This window comes from Bradyrhizobium sp. 1200_D9_N1_1, assembly GCF_052075915.1.
Taxonomy (GTDB): domain Bacteria; phylum Pseudomonadota; class Alphaproteobacteria; order Rhizobiales; family Xanthobacteraceae; genus Bradyrhizobium; species Bradyrhizobium diazoefficiens.
The window spans coordinates 4,546,518-4,563,019 of record NZ_CP197226.1 but is presented as its reverse complement, the minus strand read 5'-3'; the positions used below and the strand labels follow the sequence as shown (position 1 = coordinate 4,563,019).

At 63.4% G+C, this 16,502-nt stretch carries 16 protein-coding genes; 7 read left to right on the top strand and 9 right to left on the bottom strand.

The window, feature by feature from the left end; translation table 11 throughout:
• Positions 1-13 precede the first annotated feature (13 nt).
• Positions 14-388 carry a DUF2946 domain-containing protein gene (locus tag AB5K84_RS21990; RefSeq protein WP_028171733.1) on the bottom strand — a complete coding sequence of 125 codons (375 nt, stop codon included), beginning with the start codon at positions 386-388 and terminating at the stop codon, positions 14-16.
• A gap of 480 nt (positions 389-868) precedes the next feature.
• Here AB5K84_RS21990 and AB5K84_RS21985 point away from each other — a divergent pair, with 480 nt between their 5' ends.
• The 4 genes from AB5K84_RS21985 to AB5K84_RS21970 all read left to right on the top strand — a co-directional run bounded on the left by AB5K84_RS21985 (position 869) and on the right by AB5K84_RS21970 (position 5,005).
• Positions 869-1,273, top strand: a complete 405-nt coding sequence (locus AB5K84_RS21985) for a globin (protein WP_038966296.1) — start codon at positions 869-871, stop codon at positions 1,271-1,273.
• 144 nt (positions 1,274-1,417) lie between these two features.
• Positions 1,418-2,440, top strand: coding sequence for a sugar ABC transporter substrate-binding protein (locus tag AB5K84_RS21980; protein WP_007610940.1), 1,023 nt, complete (start codon positions 1,418-1,420; stop codon positions 2,438-2,440).
• Positions 2,441-2,461: 21 nt separating this feature from the next.
• Entirely contained in the window at positions 2,462-3,964 is a 1,503-nt protein-coding gene (locus AB5K84_RS21975) for a sugar ABC transporter ATP-binding protein (protein ID WP_011087652.1), read from the top strand.
• 12 nt (positions 3,965-3,976) lie between these two features.
• A complete protein-coding gene (locus AB5K84_RS21970; protein ID WP_011087653.1) occupies positions 3,977-5,005 on the top strand; it encodes an ABC transporter permease in 1,029 nt (342 codons plus the stop codon).
• Between the two features lie 357 nt (positions 5,006-5,362).
• Here AB5K84_RS21970 and AB5K84_RS21965 read toward each other — a convergent pair whose 3' ends face one another.
• Both AB5K84_RS21965 and AB5K84_RS21960 read right to left on the bottom strand, forming a co-directional pair.
• On the bottom strand, positions 5,363-6,052 hold the full coding sequence (locus tag AB5K84_RS21965; protein ID WP_028171729.1) for an L-2-amino-thiazoline-4-carboxylic acid hydrolase: 690 nt from the start codon (positions 6,050-6,052) through the stop codon (positions 5,363-5,365).
• A gap of 47 nt (positions 6,053-6,099) precedes the next feature.
• Entirely contained in the window at positions 6,100-6,492 is a 393-nt protein-coding gene (locus AB5K84_RS21960; protein WP_028171728.1) for a RidA family protein, read from the bottom strand.
• A 128-nt stretch (positions 6,493-6,620) separates the two neighbouring features.
• Here AB5K84_RS21960 and AB5K84_RS21955 point away from each other — a divergent pair, with 128 nt between their 5' ends.
• On the top strand, positions 6,621-7,247 hold the full coding sequence (locus AB5K84_RS21955; RefSeq protein WP_011087656.1) for a LysR family transcriptional regulator: 627 nt from the start codon (positions 6,621-6,623) through the stop codon (positions 7,245-7,247).
• A 107-nt stretch (positions 7,248-7,354) separates the two neighbouring features.
• Here the strand turns inward: AB5K84_RS21955 and AB5K84_RS21950 are convergent, their stop codons facing one another.
• Positions 7,355-7,630, bottom strand: coding sequence for a hypothetical protein (locus AB5K84_RS21950; RefSeq protein ID WP_038966291.1), 276 nt, complete (start codon positions 7,628-7,630; stop codon positions 7,355-7,357).
• Between the two features lie 662 nt (positions 7,631-8,292).
• Here AB5K84_RS21950 and AB5K84_RS21945 point away from each other — a divergent pair.
• Together AB5K84_RS21945 and AB5K84_RS21940 are read left to right on the top strand one after the other, a co-directional pair.
• The gene (locus tag AB5K84_RS21945; RefSeq protein ID WP_011087657.1) at positions 8,293-9,747 is read left to right on the top strand and encodes a DUF1254 domain-containing protein; all 1,455 of its coding nucleotides are present in this window, start codon (positions 8,293-8,295) and stop codon (positions 9,745-9,747) included.
• Between the two features lie 259 nt (positions 9,748-10,006).
• Positions 10,007-10,840, top strand: coding sequence for a hypothetical protein (locus AB5K84_RS21940; protein ID WP_038966292.1), 834 nt, complete (start codon positions 10,007-10,009; stop codon positions 10,838-10,840).
• An 87-nt stretch (positions 10,841-10,927) separates the two neighbouring features.
• On the opposite strand, the gene AB5K84_RS21935 is transcribed toward AB5K84_RS21940, so the two are convergent.
• From AB5K84_RS21935 to AB5K84_RS21915, 5 genes are read right to left on the bottom strand one after another with little or no spacing between them, the layout of a single operon-like run.
• Positions 10,928-11,980 carry an ABC transporter ATP-binding protein gene (locus tag AB5K84_RS21935; protein WP_011087659.1) on the bottom strand — a complete coding sequence of 351 codons (1,053 nt, stop codon included), beginning with the start codon at positions 11,978-11,980 and terminating at the stop codon, positions 10,928-10,930.
• Positions 11,973-12,953, bottom strand: a complete 981-nt coding sequence (locus AB5K84_RS21930) for an ABC transporter ATP-binding protein (RefSeq protein WP_011087660.1) — start codon at positions 12,951-12,953, stop codon at positions 11,973-11,975. The genes AB5K84_RS21935 and AB5K84_RS21930 overlap by 8 nt, the downstream gene beginning before the upstream one ends.
• Positions 12,950-13,771, bottom strand: coding sequence for an ABC transporter permease (locus AB5K84_RS21925; RefSeq protein ID WP_011087661.1), 822 nt, complete (start codon positions 13,769-13,771; stop codon positions 12,950-12,952). The genes AB5K84_RS21930 and AB5K84_RS21925 overlap by 4 nt, the downstream gene beginning before the upstream one ends.
• Positions 13,768-14,691, bottom strand: a complete 924-nt coding sequence (locus AB5K84_RS21920; RefSeq protein ID WP_011087662.1) for an ABC transporter permease — start codon at positions 14,689-14,691, stop codon at positions 13,768-13,770. The genes AB5K84_RS21925 and AB5K84_RS21920 overlap by 4 nt, the downstream gene beginning before the upstream one ends.
• 52 nt (positions 14,692-14,743) lie before the next feature.
• On the bottom strand, positions 14,744-16,333 hold the full coding sequence (locus tag AB5K84_RS21915; protein ID WP_011087663.1) for an ABC transporter substrate-binding protein: 1,590 nt from the start codon (positions 16,331-16,333) through the stop codon (positions 14,744-14,746).
• Positions 16,334-16,502 lie beyond the last annotated feature (169 nt).

Sequence of the window (16,502 nt, the reverse complement as noted above, 5' to 3'; positions counted from 1 at the left end):
ACACCGAGGGTCGTCAGGAAAATCGAGGAGGCGCGCGCGCCTGAGCACTTCCGTCCTTATGGACGGAAACAGCGGATGCGTCCGCCACGTGCCACGCCACACATTCGGCATGGCGGAAGGGAATGGCGAGCGCAACCTCTGGCGGCGAATCGAGCGACGCATTGGCCTGGGCCAGGCAGCAGAGCGCGCACGCAGCGCCATGCGCGGTTGGCGTGCCCGTCTGATCGTTCAGGCCGCCCTGTTCATTCGCACTGTGGCAGATGACGGCGGCCGACAGCGGATCGGCCACGGCCTGGCCGGCCGCCCAGCAGGCGGCGATCGGCGCCAGCACCTGCATCGCCAGGGCGAGCAGGACCAGGGGTAGGAATTTTTGCAGCCGTGCGCGCATCCGCCGAACCATTCGTTCGTGCGCTAACTAAACACCGCGCCGGGACCTGAGTCGAGGTCAGTTCCGCCGCCTTCTTGATCCAGCGCAAATTTGCCGAAAACCGTGGTCCGGGCGCCCCATCCGGGGGCGGGTCCGGCATTTGAGGCAGCCGATCCGCCCCGCCCATCCACAGATTTCTTATATTTGTCATATGCTTACATGGCTAAAAGCCCGATCGTTTCGTTAACTGCTCTTATTTTGAACAATCGTTGCCGAAAATGATGACAAGTGAGAAAAGTTGATCTAGCATCCCTCTTGCTCAGGCTGGCCGAGAGGTCGAAGTCTGGTGGTCCAAGTCTCGGGAGGAGCCCCTGGCGCGCAAAACGCAGCGTCGCCCCGTCAATCAAGAGCAAATCTTAGAATCGGGGATAATAGGGTCGACACAATTTTTGAGCGGGGCTAGGGCCCCGCTCTTTTTTTGTCTGCATGGCGCCTACGCTGATGACTATCTCCCCCAATCCGATCGAACAGAGCTTTGAACGCGCAGCCTCGCGCTGCGCGGATCTCACGCCGCTGGTCTACCGGCGTCTTTTCGACGAACACCCGGAAACGCGAGCGATGTTCCGCTCGCAAGGCAGCGAGCTCGTGAAGGGATCGATGCTTGCGCTGACGATCGAGGCGATCCTCGATTTCGCCGGGACGCGCAGCGGACATTTCCGGCTGATCGCCTGCGAAGTCGTCTCGCACGATGCCTATGGCACGCCGCGCGAGCTGTTCATCGCGTTCTTCGCGGTCATCAGGGATACCCTGCGCGACCTGCTCGGCGATGCATGGTCGGCCGAGATCGCGCAGGCCTGGGATACGTTGCTGACGGACATCGAGGCATACGTCACCGTTCCGGCCTGACGCTTTGCGCTGCACCACCACGGCTCGCCGCGACGTTGCGCGCAATCGCAGATTGGGTGGCGTGAACTCTTCGATTGTGAGACACTTTCCGCCTCGGTCGCGCAATCAATGACGCGCCGACGCCAAAATCTATGGGAGCGAGCGATGTCCGGGACGAAAGATTTCTCGACGACGAGGCGCGATCTTCTTCAGGCGGCAGCGACCGCCGGCGCCGCAACTGCCATCCTCGGCAGCATGGGCATAAACCCCGCATTGGCGGCCGAAGTCGGACGATCGGAGAAGCCGCTGAAGGCGGCGTTCTCCAACGCCGGCCTCCAGGCCACCTGGTGTGCGCAGGGCAAGCAGGCCGCGGAATTCTGGGGCAAGCTGTTCAACGTCGAAGTCACCTGGTTCGACGGCCAGCTCGATGCGGTGAAGCAGCGCGCCGCGATCGACAACATGGCCTCGCAGAAATGGGATTTCGTCGCGATCCAGGCCTTCGGCATCGGCACCCTCACCCAGCCCGTGCAGAAGATGATCGACGCCGGCACGCCCGTGATCGACATGGACACGCTGATTGCTCCGCTCGACCAGATCAACGTCCACTCCTTCCTCGCTCCCGACAACGAGTTCATGGGCGCCTCGGTGACGCAGGCGCTGTGCAACGCCATGGGCGGCAAGGGCAAGATCATCATGACGCAGGGCGCGCTCGGCCATACCGGCGCGCAGGGCCGCGCCAAGGGCTTCAACAACGTCGTCAAGCAATTTCCCGGCATCGAGGTGCTCGACACCCAGCCGGCCGATTGGGACGTCTCGAAGACCGCGCGCCTCTGGGAAACCTATCTGACGAAATATCCGCAGATCGACGCGGCGTTCTTCCACAATGACGACATGGCGCTGGCGGCTGCCAACATCATGAAGGCGCGGGGCCGCACCAACATCCTGATCGGCGGCGTCGACGCGATGCCGCCGGCAATCCAGGCGGTGAGCGAGGGCCGCATGTTCGCGACCGTGCGCAATCCGTCCTGCCGCATCCATGGCGGTGCGATCATCGCGGGCGTTTCCGCCGTCGTCGGCGGCGAGAAGAGCGGACAGGGCATCCCGAAGAACGTCGTCACCGACGGCCCGGTCGTGACCAAGGCCAACGCCGCCGGGATGCAGTGGATGCAGGATCACTTCCTGATCTGAGCCTCCAAGATCTGATCTGCAATGCGAGAGGATCGTTCGCCCATCCTGGAACTGCAAGGCATCACGAAGAGCTTCGGCGGCGTCGAGGCGCTTCGTGGTGTCGACTTCGCGCTTCATCCCGGCGAGATCCACGGTCTCGTCGGCGAGAACGGCGCCGGGAAAAGCACGCTGATGAAGATCATCGCCGGCGTGCACACCGAATTCTCCGGCCGTTTCCTGCTCGACGGGAAGGAGACCCATTTCCGCTCGACGCGCGACGCGCATGCGGCCGGCATCGCCATGGTGCACCAGGAGCTCTCTGTCGCGCCCGACCTCACGGTCGCGGAGAACGTCTTCCTCGGCAACCAACCGACCAACGCCCTCGGTCTGGTGCAGTGGCGGCGCATGGCGCGCGAGGCCGGCGAGCAGCTTGCCCGCTTCGGCATCGACGTCGATCCGATGAGCCGGCTCGGCGACCTCCCGATCGGGCTCCAGCAGCTGATCGAGATCGCCCGCGTGCTGTTCTCCGGCGCCCGCATCGTCATCCTGGACGAGCCGACCTCCGCCCTCTCCCCGCCCGAGGTCGAGCGGCTGTTCGCGACGCTCCGGCGCCTTCGCGAGGAAGGCACCGCAATCGTCTTCATCTCGCATTTCATCGAGGACATCTTGCTCGTGTCGGACACGGTGACCGTGTTCCGCAACGGACGGAAGATCGCGGAGACAGCGAGCGCGGCGACCAGCAAGGGCGCGCTGATCGAGGCCATGATCGGCCGCGGCGGCGAAGCGCTCGAGCATAGCTACACCGATGATCTGATGCTGCCGCAGCCGAGCGGCAGCTCGGTGGTGCTGAAGGTCGACCAGCTCTCGCTGGCGCGCAGCCTGAAGGACATCTCCTTCGAGGCGCGCGCCGGCGAGGTGCTCGGCATCTACGGCTTCATGGGTTGCGGACAGCAGGAGCTGTCGCGCATCCTGTTCGGCAAGCTGAAGCCGGACGGCGGCACGCTCGCCGTCGAGGGCAAACCCAAGACCTTCGCCAGCACGGCGGCTGCGCGCCGCGCGGGCGTCGCGCTGGTGCCGGAGAGCCGGCGCGACATGCTGTTTCACCAGGAGCCGGTCTACAAGAACATCTCGATCAGCATTCTGGATCGCATCTCGTCGCTGCTGCTCAAGCCGGCACAGGAGCGCGACATCGCCAGGCGCCAGGTCGAGCAATTGCAGATCAGGCCGCCGGTGGTCGGCCTCGATCTCGGCATGCTCTCCGGCGGCAACCAGCAGAAGGTCGCGCTGGCGAAATGGCTGACCTATCCGCCAAAGCTGCTGGTGCTGTGCGAGCCGACCCGCGGCATGGACGTCGGCGCCAAGAACGACGTCATCAACATCGTCCGTGACCTCCGCGCCAGGGGGCTCGCGATCATCGTGCTGTCGACCGAGCCGGAGACGGTGCTGTCGCTGGCCGACCGCATCCTCGTGCTCAAGCGCGGCGCACTGGTGCGGGAATTTTCGAACGAGCCGGTCAGCAAGGACCGCCTGCTGGAAGCGGCGTGACGGAGAAGCACCATGGCGAGCAGTGAGACGGCCTTTGCTGAAGCTCATCGGGCGCGCGGTCTGGCGCCCTTCCTGCGCTCGCAGATGCGCAACATCGCGCCGTTCCTGACGCTGATCTTCCTGTCCGCCTTCTTCGCCGTCGCCAGCCCCTCCTTCGCCACGCTCGACAATCTCGGCAACATCCTGACGCAGGTGTCGGTAACAGGCATCATCGCCGTCGGCCTCACCTTCGTGATCCTCTGCGCCGAGATCGACCTGTCGATCGCCAGCATCGCCAATGTCACCGGCATCGCGGTTGCCTATTTCACGCTGCAGGAGTCCTACGTCAACATCGCCAACATCCCCCTGCCCGGCGCGGTTGCGATCATCCTGTCGATCCTGCTCTGCGCCCTGCTCGGCCTCGTCAATGCGCTGGGCCTGACCGTGATCGGCATCCCCTCCTTCATCATGACCTTGGCGATGATGCAGATCGCGGCCGGCATCTCGGCGCTGCTGGTGCGCGGCCAGATCGCCTACAAGGTGCCCGGCCTGATCACGACGCTCGGCTCCGGATCGATCGGCGGCATCCCCTGGATCGTCATCGTCGCGGCCATCATGCTGCTCGGCGGCCATCTGGTGCTGACCTACACGCGCTTCGGCCGCTACGTCTACATGGTCGGCGGCAACCGCGAGGCCGCCGAATATTCCGGCCTCAACGTCAAGTTCATCCTCGGCGCGGTGATGGTGATCTCGGCGGTGTGCTCCGGCATCGGCGGCATGCTGGGCGTCGCCCATTTCGGCAGCGCGCAGCAGAACGAGTTCGACACCTATTTGCTCGACTCCATCGCCGCCGTCGTGGTCGGCGGCACCAGCCTGTTCGGCGGCCGCGGCGGCATCGGCAACACCATCGTCGGGCTCTTCGTCCTGGGGGTCCTGAATAACGGCCTCGACCACGTCAACATCGACAGCTTTTTGAAGATCCTGATCCGTGGCCTGATCCTGCTGGCGGCCTTGATCATCAACGTCTACGCCCAGCGGTTGAGGGAGAAGGCGGCGGAGTAGCCAGCCCTCAAAACAAAAAGCGCGAAAACAACCCCATGCACAGTAGACACTGTGAGGAAGTTCAGTCGCTTACCAAACTCGCGACTGCGCGAGTGCGACCGCACCGACATTTGACCCGTCGGGCAAAACAGGTGCAGGATGTCATCGTTGCAACTGGTACGTCCGTGCAGCTTTCCAAGACCGCAGGAACAATGATCCGTCATCCCCGCGCAACGGCGAAGCCGTTGTCGCTGGAGGTGCGAGGCAGGCGATGCGAAGGAATCGCACGCGGAGCCTCGAAGGATGAACGGCCGAGATGCAGCCGGGCCGTCGCCCTTCGAGGGCGGCTGAAGAAGCGGCCACCTCAGTGTGACGGTTCTACTCCGACGGCAGCCGCGAGAATCGGAAATTGCAGTGGCTCGCGCCGCCAGCCAAGGTTTGTGTCCTCTCCAGGCGGATGCCTCGCGTTGCATAGGCGTCGAAATCAAGTCCACAGATGTTCGGCAGGATGTCCTTGTCGCCATGGCGAGCCGCGAATTTGCAGAAGCCGCAAGCCTTGTAGTTGATGCCGAACTCGAAATTGTCATCCGGCCCCGGCTCGACGAAATCGTAAACGAAATCCTCCGGAAACTCTTCCTGATGGCTTTCAGTAACACTTCCTGCAGCCTGCGCGCGCAGCAAAGCCTGGTTCTCCGGCGACATGAACTGACGGCCCGAGGCGAGACGTTCCGTTTCGGGGTCGGTGAGCAATTGCGCCTTGTAGGTTTCCCGCTCGATCTCGCCGATCACGGCCAGCGGCACGCCGTGTCGCCGCAGCACCCGGCTGATGGCCATGAAGCCCATGAGACGCATGAAGAAATCGCTCATGCGGCTTGCCGCGCCCCCGACATAGGGCATTTGGGTGAGCACGATCTCGAATTCGTCCATCACCTCCCGTCTGATCCCGCCGATGTCGGTGAGATGCGCGCGCTCGCGCAACATCGGCTCGGCAAGGTCGAGTCGATTACGCATGGCGGCTTCCATTGCGCCCCGATGCGTCTCGTAGAAGGGATGGATGTTCTCGGCCATTGGGCACCTGACATAATTGGCTGTTTGCAAGGTCGGCGAAGCCGGCCTCATTCCGCAGCGATCGCCTCGATCTCCAGCAGCCATTTGCTGTCAACGGTCTCGACGATCACGACCGTGAGCGCAGGCCGGTGTTCGCCGAGCACCGTGCGGCGAATGGCGCGGTTGGGCACGACTTGATCCCGTTCGGTCAGGAACGTGGTGACCTTGACCAGATGCTCGACGCCAAGGCCCGCGGCGGCGAGCACCTCGATGACGTTGCGCCAGGCCTGCTCGCATTGCGCCTCGAAACCTTCGGGCACGGTGCCGTCGGATCTCTCGGGCACTTGGCCGCTGATGAACAAGAGGCGGCGATGCTGCGTCAGTTCAAGTCCCATGCTGTAACCGCCGGCGGGAGGGTGGACCGCTGCGGGATTGTGGCTGACGATTTGAGCTGAGGGCATGGGGTTTCTCCGGATTGCGGGCTGACCGTAACCGGCGACATCGCCTCGGCGCAAAGCATCATTCCTGCGGTTCAGCGCAAGAAAATCTATTGCAAGGCCACGGCCCATCGGTGTCAAACTGCGGCGCAATGACCTACGCCCTTCCCCCGCTCAACGCGCTCCGCGCCTTCGAGGCCGCCGCACGGCATCTCAGCTTCAAGCTCGCCGCCCACGAGCTACACGTGACACCCGCCGCCGTGGGGCAGCAGGTGAAGGCGCTGGAGGCACGCCTCGGCGTGCAGCTGTTCGAGCGGCTGCACAAGCAGCTCATCCTCACGGCGGCCGGTCAGGCCTATCTGCCCGGGGTCTCCGAAGGCTTTCGCCACATTGCGGAGGCGACTTCGCAATTGAAACCGTCAGGTACTGTGCTGCTACAACTGGGAGTCCATGGCAGCTTCGACCTGCGCCGCCTCGATCTGGCGGAGTTTCGCAGCGCGCATGCGGACATCGGTTTGCGGGTGCTGCAGCCCGCCGGCCTGCACGAATTGGTCGAGGGCAAGGTGGACCTGCTGATTGCCCGCGGCCTCAGCCGCCATCCGGGCTATCGCTGCGACCGGCTCAACGAGGGGTCGGGCCTCGGCGATTGGCTGATCGCGCCTGAAGGCACCGCGGATTGTCCCGAGATCGTCAGTTTTCGCGAATGGCTGCGCGCCCTGCCGGCCGAGAACCCGCTCGCAAACCGCCGCCCTCGCCTGGTCGGCATCAGCGGGAGCTGAGACGACCGTGAGGCATGGCTTGAGCCCTCGCCGCCAGGACGTTCGACACGTCGGGCAAAACACCGGCGCAATTCCATCACGGCGCCAATCCGTAGAGAGCGTCGAGCTCAGCGGAGCGGTTCGACCTTTGCCGCCATGTCGGGAACGCGCGAGATCCTGTACATGGCGTTGCTGCATTTCAGAACCCAAACGTCGCGATCAGGTCGAGACAACTTCGCATCCTTCCTTGCGCCGAGTGGCTTTTCGCAAGTGAAGCCTTGTGTGCGGATCTGGGCCGCCAGCATTCCCTGAATCGTTTCGGCCGGAAGTTGCTGCGCGCGCGCTTGCGGACCAGGAAGAATAAAAGCGATGGCAAACAGTAATGATCCAGATGCTCTGTGCATGATTTCAACCCTTGAAGCGGCCGCCCCGCGAGTTCGAATGTCGCACTATAGCAGAAACACCGGCGTTGTCCGCGCCCGACCCCCACCTTAGCGCGGCGTGCTCCGGTTCGCCTCCACGCCGGCCCATAACGCGACGAAGTAGAGGCACAAAATAACGACCAAGGCTGGTCCTCACTGGGCGGTTGTGCTAGCGTTCCATTCGCAACGAGCTTTCCAGAACTATCTATCATCGCCTCGTTGCAACGTTTCCACCACGCCTCGTTTCGATTTCCGAATACGCCGTCAGGCGTTTGATGCATTGCACATTGCCTCGCAATGGCGCGCCCAAGCACGAGTGTTTCAAGTCGTTCCGTAGTTTTTTGTACAAGGAATGATGTCATGCGTAACACAATACTGAATCAGATTTTCGGAATGCTCACCGTAACCGCGCCGTTGCGCGGGACCGAAACAGCGTTCGCCCAGAACGCGGCAGCCCCGCCTCCACCCTGTCATTGAGACGAACGAAGACGCGTGGGTCGAGGTCCCGGCGATATGATGTGGATCAACTGATCGAAAATTCGCCGGGCTCGACCGTCACGAGAGGCGAGACGATTCTGACGTTGGACAAGGAGAATTGAACGAAGCCGTAAATCCAAATCAATCATCAGCAGAGGAGGTTCGAGATGTTTCGAGGATTCCTGCCACTGACATTGTCTCTCTGCCTTGGTGCGGCGACGGCACCCGCAGCACTGGCTCAATCGGCGCCGCCGATCACCGAACAGGAGGCGCACGCCATCGCGGTCGACGCCTATGTTTACTTCTACTCCATCATGTCGATGGATGTATCCCGCAAGCAATTCACCAACGGCACGACCGATTTCAGGGGACCGATGAACACGTTCGTCAACGTGCCCGAATACCCGCCGGCGGATTTCAAAGGCGTGGTGCGGTCCAACTTCGATACGCTGTATTCCGCCTCCTGGCTCGACATGACCAAGGAGCCGGTTGTCATCTCAGCACCGGATACCGATGGGCGCTACTATCTGCTGCCGATGCTCGACATGTGGACGGACGTCTTCGCATCGCCGGGCTGGCGCACGACGGGTACCAAGGCCGGGACGTTCCTGGTGGCGCCGGCGAACTGGCGGCCGGATCTGCGCGACAGATTCGCCGAGGAGTTCAAGCTTCCAAAAGACACCCAGCGCATCGACGCGCCAACGCCCTACGTCTGGCTGATCGGCCGGACCAAGACGGACGGGCCGCCGGATTATGATGCGGTCCACAAGATCCAGGCCGGCTACAAGGTCACCCTGCTTTCCGAGTATGGCAAAACGCCCAGGCCGGTCGAATTCAAGCCGGACCCAAGCGTCGACATGAAGACGCCGCCAAAGACGCAGGTCGATACCATGACGGCGGGGGTGTATTTCGCCTATGCCGCGGAATTGCTGAAGCTGCATCCGCCTCACGTCACCGACGAACCGATCCTCGCGCAGATGAAGAAAATCGGCATCGAGCCCGGCAAGAGCTTTGACATCGGCAAGCTCGACCCGGCCGTGCAAAGGGCGCTGGAGACCGCACCCCAGGACGCACAGAAGCTGATGGCCTGGAAGGTGCCGACGCTGGCGCGGGTTGCCAACGGCTGGGGGATGAACACCGACACGATGGGTGTTTACGGCAACTACTACCTGAAGCGGGCCATTGTCGCGCAGCAGGGGCTTGGCGCCAACGTGGTCGAGGATGCCATCTATCCGCTCAATCTCGCCGACGACACCGGTAAGCCGCTCGATGGCGCGAACAAATACACCGTCACCTTCGAGAAGGGCGCCACGCCGCCTGTCAACGCGTTCTGGTCGATCACGCTCTACGATCAGGACGGCTTCCAGGTCGGCAACACGCTGAACCGTTTTGCGGTCTCCAGCTGGATGCCGTTCAAGTACAATGCGGATGGATCGCTCGACCTCTATTTCCAGAACGCGAGCCCCGGCAAGGAGCTCGAAGCCAACTGGCTTCCTGCACCGAAGGCGCCGTTCAATCTGACCATGCGCCTGTACGCGCCGAAGTCGGAAGCGCTGACCGGCAAATGGAATCCGCCGCCGGTTGTGAAGTCGCAAACAACGGTGGGCATTTCTGCCCAATAAAAGTTGGCGGCACGCCGGCGCTTCGGCGCCGGCGTCCGACCGCGCGAACGCGAAGCAGGCGGTGAAGGGTCAGCACTCCTTCCATAGTTCTCCAAGTACGAACATAGTTCCGCCCTCCTCGGCTGCGTTAAAAATCAACACCGAGCGGCTGGCAAGAAACAATCCTCGCAGGCCCAAGAACCGATGCGTTGAGTGTTCGCTCGCCGTAGCGCGGATCGCTCTCACGCGATTGCCATTGCATTTTGATACGGAGCATCAAATGAACTCCATGCTAGACGACAGGCTCGTGGAAGGGCAGATCGCAAGCTTGGAGGAGCAACTGTCGAACCTGGCACACGAAGCAGGAGTCAGTTCTTCGGCCGCGCCGATCAGCATCGAGCGGTCCCCCATCACCCTCGCAACGCTTCAGGCGGATTGGCGATATGTGGCTTCCGTCGGATTCCTGTTGGCGGCATCCCTTGGTGTGGTTGCCTGGTGGTGGTCATTCTCCGCTGATGCAGCAAAGATGCCTCCCTCCGACCCAGCACCTCTGGCTCGCGCCGCGCCGGAGGCGGTCGTGCCGAGCGCCGTTGTCCTGCGTTCCGAGTTGTCGCAGCAGTTTCAACCGATGGCGCGTGATCTCGCTGCCTTGAGCCAAACGGTCGAACAGCTTAAGGCGAGGCAGGAACAATTGATCCGCGACAATGAAAATCTGGCAAGCCAACTCAAAGTGAGTCGAGAGGAATCGGAGCGCAACAACGGCATCATCTTCCAGATCAAGGCCGATCAGATGCAAATGGCGCGCGAAAGCCAGACGCTCACCGAGCGGCTCAACGCAAGTCAGGACCAACTCGCCCGCGTCATCGCCAACGCTTCACAGCCAAAGGCAATCCCCGAAACGTCACCAACGACGAGCCCCGAAGAACCAAAGACGATGCCCGAAGCGTCACCAACGGTGAGCGCTGAAGAGCCCAAAGTGGTGCCTGACATACCGCTGCCACGTCCGCGGCAGTCGGCCAATGTCGTCCAAGCGCAAAGGCCGGCGCGAACCCCGGAGCGGCCCGAGGCCAAGAAGCCGCGACCGTCAATCTCATGGCCATGGTCAGCGCACTAAAGCGGGCATCGACGTTCCACAGAAATTGACGCTGCGAGCGCTGGCAGCCGGCGAACTTGGGATCCGGCAACGGACGCGCCCTCTATTCTAGGGATGTCCGCTTTCGGTCGAGGCCAATGCCGCCTGCCCCGTAATCTCGTCAGCCCGCCAGCACCGCACCGCGTGCCCGTCGGGACGCGTCTCCAGCGACGGACCGGGCTCCTGGCGGCACACGGCTTCGGCGTGACGACAGCGCGGGCTGAACGCGCATCCATTCGGCGGATTAAGCGGATTGGGAAGGTCGCCCCCTGTCGTCGCGAGCGGTGCGTGGCGCAGCGGATCGGGGATCGCGGCGATCAGGGCTTGCGTATAGGGGTGCGCCGGCCGCTCGAAGATCTCGCGCCAGTCGCCATTCTCCACGATACGGCCGAGATACATCACGGCGACGCGGTCGCTCATGTGCTCGACGACGCCGAGGTCGTGGCTGATCATGATGTAGGACAGGCCGAGCGTCTCCTTCAATTCCAGCAGCAGGTTGATGATCTGGGCGCGGATCGAGACATCGAGCGCCGACACCGGTTCGTCGCAGATGACGATCTTGGGATTGAGGATCAGGGCGCGCGCAATGCCGATGCGCTGGCGCTGGCCGCCGGAGAATTCATGCGGGTAGCGGCCCGCCTGTTCGGGGCGCAATCCCACATGCTTGAGCATGGTCGCGACGCGGTCTGCGATCTCGCTTGCGGCGGTGACGCCATGCACCCGCAGCGGATCTTCAAGCGTGCGACGAACGGTCTGGCGCGGGTTGAGCGAGGCGTACGGATCCTGGAAGACCATCTGCACGATGCGGGCCAGCGCCTTGCGATCGCCGGATTGCCTGTTCGTTACGACCTGTCCGTCCAGCACGATGCGGCCGCGCGTCGGCCCCAACAGACCAAGGATCGACAATGCGACCGTCGATTTGCCGGAGCCGGACTCGCCGACGAGGCCGAGACATTCGCCGCGCTTCAGCCTGAGATCGACACCGTCGACGGCACGGAGCAGCCGCCGGCCGCGGCCCAGCAAGCCGCCTCCCAGCGGAAAATGGACCGCGAGATCCTCGACGCTGAGAATGACATCGTCATCCGGCCTCGCCTCACCAGGCCTTTCTTGCGGTTCATGCATGGTGGTGACACCTCACCAGACCGCCCGCGTCCAGCCGTGTCGTCTCCGGCGCCGCGGTCCGGCAAATATCGGTCGCCCGCGCGCAACGCGGATTGAACCTGCAGCCATCAGGGAAAGCCGTGATCGCCGGCACGACGCCCGCGATCTCCTGGAGCCTGGTACGGCCAAGCGCCGCGCGGCTGCCCAGCCGCGGCAGCGAGTCGACCAGGCCTTGCGTATAGGGGTGCGAGGGCGCCCGGAAGATATCGGCCGAGCCGCGCTCCTCGACAATGCGGCCGGCATACATGACGGCAACGCGGCGACAGACATTGGCGACCAGGCCGAGATCGTGGCTGATCATCAGGATGGCCGTTCCTCGCTCGGCGCACAGATTCCGCATCAGCTCGATGATTTCGGCCTGCACGGTCACGTCGAGCGCGGTGGTCGGCTCGTCGGCGATCAGAAGGTCCGGACCGCATGCGAGCGCGATGGCGATCATCACGCGCTGTCGCATGCCCCCCGACAGCTGGTGCGGGTAATCCTTGACGCGTCGCTCGGGCGCGGGGACGCGGACGCTCGCCAGCGCCTCGACCGCCAGCCGGTCTGCTTCCCGCCAGCTCTTGCCCTGGTGCAGCACGAACATCTCGGCGATCTGCCGCCCCACAGGCGAGACCGGATTGAGCGCCGTCATCGGCTCCTGGAAGATCATGGCGATGCGATTGCCGCGCAGCTCCCGCTGCCTGGCCGCGGAAAGGTGCTGGATCTCCCGCCCCTCAAACCGGATGGCGCCGCCGCCGATCGACAGCGGCGGCCGCAACAGGCCGATCAAGGCGAGCGCCGTGATGCTCTTGCCGCAGCCGGATTCGCCGACCAGGCCGAACGTCTCGCCACGATCGATGCGGAACGAAATGCCCTCGGCCGCCGCAACGCGCCGCGATCCGTCGTCGAGATCGATGCGCAAATCCTCGACTTCGATCAGCGGCGTGCCCGTCATGTGCGCCGGCTCCGCGATTGCGGATCGAGAATGTCGCGCAGGCCGTCGCCGAGCAGGTTGAGGCCGAGCACCGTCAGGAAGATGGCAAGGCCCGGAAAGACCGAGAGCCACGGCGCCGTCGTGATCTGGTCGCGGGCTTCCGACAGCATGCTGCCCCAGCTCGGAAAAGGCGGACGGACGCCGAGGCCGAGGAACGAAAGGGCTGCTTCGGACAAGACCGCGCTGCCCATGCCAAGCGTGCCGATGACGATGATGGGGCCGAGCATGTTCGGCAAGAGCTGCGTGATCATGATGCGCAGATCGCCGTAACCGAGCACGGTTGCCGCCTGCACGTAGCCCTGGCTCCTCAGCGACAGCGCCGAGGCCCGCGCGATCCGGCAGGTGAAGGACCAGTTGGTCAGCCCGAGTGCGATGAGCAGGCTGGTCAGGCCTGGTCCAAGCACCGCCATGATGGCCAGCGCGAAGATCAGCGAGGGGATCGCGAGCATCAGATTGGTCAGTCCGTTGACGACATCGTCCCACCAGCCGCCCCAATAGCCGGCGCTCAGGCCCAGTGCCACGCCGATGACGCTGTTGATGAGCTGCGAGACGATGCCGACCGTCAGCGAGATGCGCGCGCCGTAGACGACGCGGGAATAGATGTCACGGCCCTGCCCGTCGGTCCCGAACCACCAGGTCCAGCTCGGGGGCTCTTCCGCATTCATCAAATTGGCGTCCAGGACGGGATCGGTGTGCGCCAGCCAGGGTGCGAGCAGGCCGACCAGGATCGCAAGCGCGAACAAGGCACCACCGATGACGAGATTGGCGCGGAGCTTCATGCGTATCTGATCCTGGGATCGATCACGCCGTACAGCAGGTCGATCAGCAGATTGATCGCGAGAAAGAACAGCACCACCACGAGGATGGAGCCCTGGACGGCGGGAATGTCGCGTTGCAGGACGCTGTCGACCAGCAGCGAGCCGATGCCCGGCCAGGAGAACAGTTTCTCGACGACGACCGCCTGCCCCATCAGCGCGCCGAATTGCAGGCCCATTGTCGTGAGAATCAGGACGAGCGCGTTGCGCATCACGTGCCACTTCACGACGCGCGTCTCGCTCATGCCCTTCGATCGCGCCGTGCGGACAAAGTCGGCGTGCATGATCTCGAGGACCGCCGCTCGCGTCGTCCGGGCCAGCAGCGCCATCGGCGAAACGCCGAGTGTCACGGCCGGCAGGATCAGATTTTTGAGGCCGCCATCGCCATAGCCAAAACTCGGCAGCCAGCCGAGCTTCAACGCGAACAGGTACATCAGCAGCAGTCCGAGCCAGAACTTGGCCATTGAAAGACCCGACACCGCCACGACCATCGCCGCGCTGTCGACGACACCACCAGGCCGCAACGCCGCGACGAAGCCGAGCGGCACGCCGATCGCGACCGCAAATGCCATGGACGCGAAGATCAATTGCAGGGTCGGCCCCATCCGCTTGGCAATCATGGTCGTGACCGGCTCGCGCGTCCGGAACGAGGTCCCGAAGTCACCGGTCGCGAGCTTCGCGATATAGGAGCCGAAGCGCAGGTAGACGGGCTCGTCGAGGCCGAGCTGCTTCTTCATGCGCGCCTCGACCTGCGGATCGCTGTCGTCGCTCATGGTCGAGACGATGCTGCCGGGAACGACGCTGAACAGCACGAAGACCAGCATCACCACGGCAAGCACGGTCGGAATGGTTTGCAGGAGGCGACGGATCAGGAAGGAGAGCATCGGCACTTTTCCTCGCTCCCTCCATCTGACGTCGCGATGGAGGGAGCGCGTGTCACTTCGCGGGCGAGGTCTCGTCGACCCAGAGGTCTTCGACGTTCTGATGGGTCAGCTCCGTCGCATTCAGCTGAACCCCCTTGAGCCACGGCTGCACCGCCATGACCGCCTTGTTGTAGTTGAAGAACCAGATCGGCGCCTCTTCGTAGAGCAGCGCATTGGCCTTTTGCAGCAGCTGGCCGCGCTTTGCGGCGTCGTCGGTCTGCCCGGCCTCGTCGATCAACTTGTCGAAATCGGCGTTCTTGAAGTTCATGTAGTTGCACGCCGATTGCGGCGTCGACGAGTGGAAGCATTTCAGCGCGGCCTGGGGATCCGGGCCGGTCTGCTGGGAATAGATGAAGGCCTGGTAGTCGCCGCTGCGAACCACCTCCGCCAGCACCGCCGTCTCGACCTGCTTGACCTTCGCCTTGATGCCCACCTTGTCCAGCATCGGGATGACGGCCGTGACGATCGGCAAACCCCAGCTCTCGTTCTGGCTGGTGGTCCATTCGAACTCGAAGCCTGAGGGATAGCCGGCCTCAGTCAGCAGCTGCTTGGCCTTGGCCGGATCGAAGGCGTAGGGCTTCATGGTCTTGTCGTAGAGCGGCGAGGTCAGCGGCAGCCAGCTGGTGGCGCGATAGGCCTTGTTCTTGACCAGCTTGTTGATGATCAGGTCGGTGTCGATCGCATAGTTGATCGCCTGCCTGACGCGCTTGTCGGCGAACGGCTTGAACGCGGTGTTCATCCCCATGTAGCGCGTGAAGACCTCGGCGACCTCGACGATGGTGCCCTTGAGGTCGGCGTCGGACTGGTAGGCGACATACTGCGCAGGTCCTAGCACCGAGGTGTCGATCTCCTTGTTGCGGAAGGCGACATCGCGCGCCGCGGCCTCGCCCATGACCGACACGATGACCTTGTCGGCGTAGGGCTTTCCGGGTTTGTAGAAGCGGTCCCACCGCTCCAGCACGATGCGCGATCCCGGCACGTGCTCGACGAACTTGAACGGTCCAAGACCGATCGGCTTCTGGATGAAGCTATCCTTCGCGGCCTCGTCGGCGGGATAGATCGAGGTCAGCGCGGTGAAGAAGTAGAAGCCCGGATCGACCTTCTCGGTCAGCTTCATCTCGAGGGTGAAGTCGTCGATCTTCTTCAGGCCGGAGATTTCCTTGGCCTGGCCCTTCTCGACCGCGGCGGCGCCCTCGATCACGCGGACAAAGCGCGCGCCGGGATAGGCCTTGGCGCCGTCCATGATGCGGTTGTAGGACCAGATGACGTCGTCGGCCGTCATCTTGCGGCCATTGTGGAAATAGGCGTCATCGCGCAGCTTGAAGGTGTGAACGAGGCCTCCGCCCGAGACCACGTCCTCCTTGGCAAGTTCCAGGACGGGTTTTCCTTCCGCGGAATTCCAGATGTAGAGCGACCGATGCAGCGCCTTGGCGTAGATCTCGTCCTGGGCGCGCTGCGTGGTGTGAATGTCCAGGCTGGTGAAGCTGGAACCGTAGGGCGCCGTCATCCGGATGGTTCCGCCTTTGCGCGGAGTCTGAGCCTCCACCGATCCGGCGAGCGCCAGTCCCAATCCAGCGACGATCGCCACAATCCTGAACATCATGTCCCCTCCGGCACCGCAGGCATATTCCAGTCACGGAGTTGACCACTCGCGGCACGTCGAGTGCAAGCTCCTCTTTTCGCCTTCGATGCCGCAGTTCCTTGCAACGCTTCGTTCGAGACGCCCGCCCGGGGGGCGAGCCCTCAGGCGAAGCCGTAGCTTGCGGCGACCC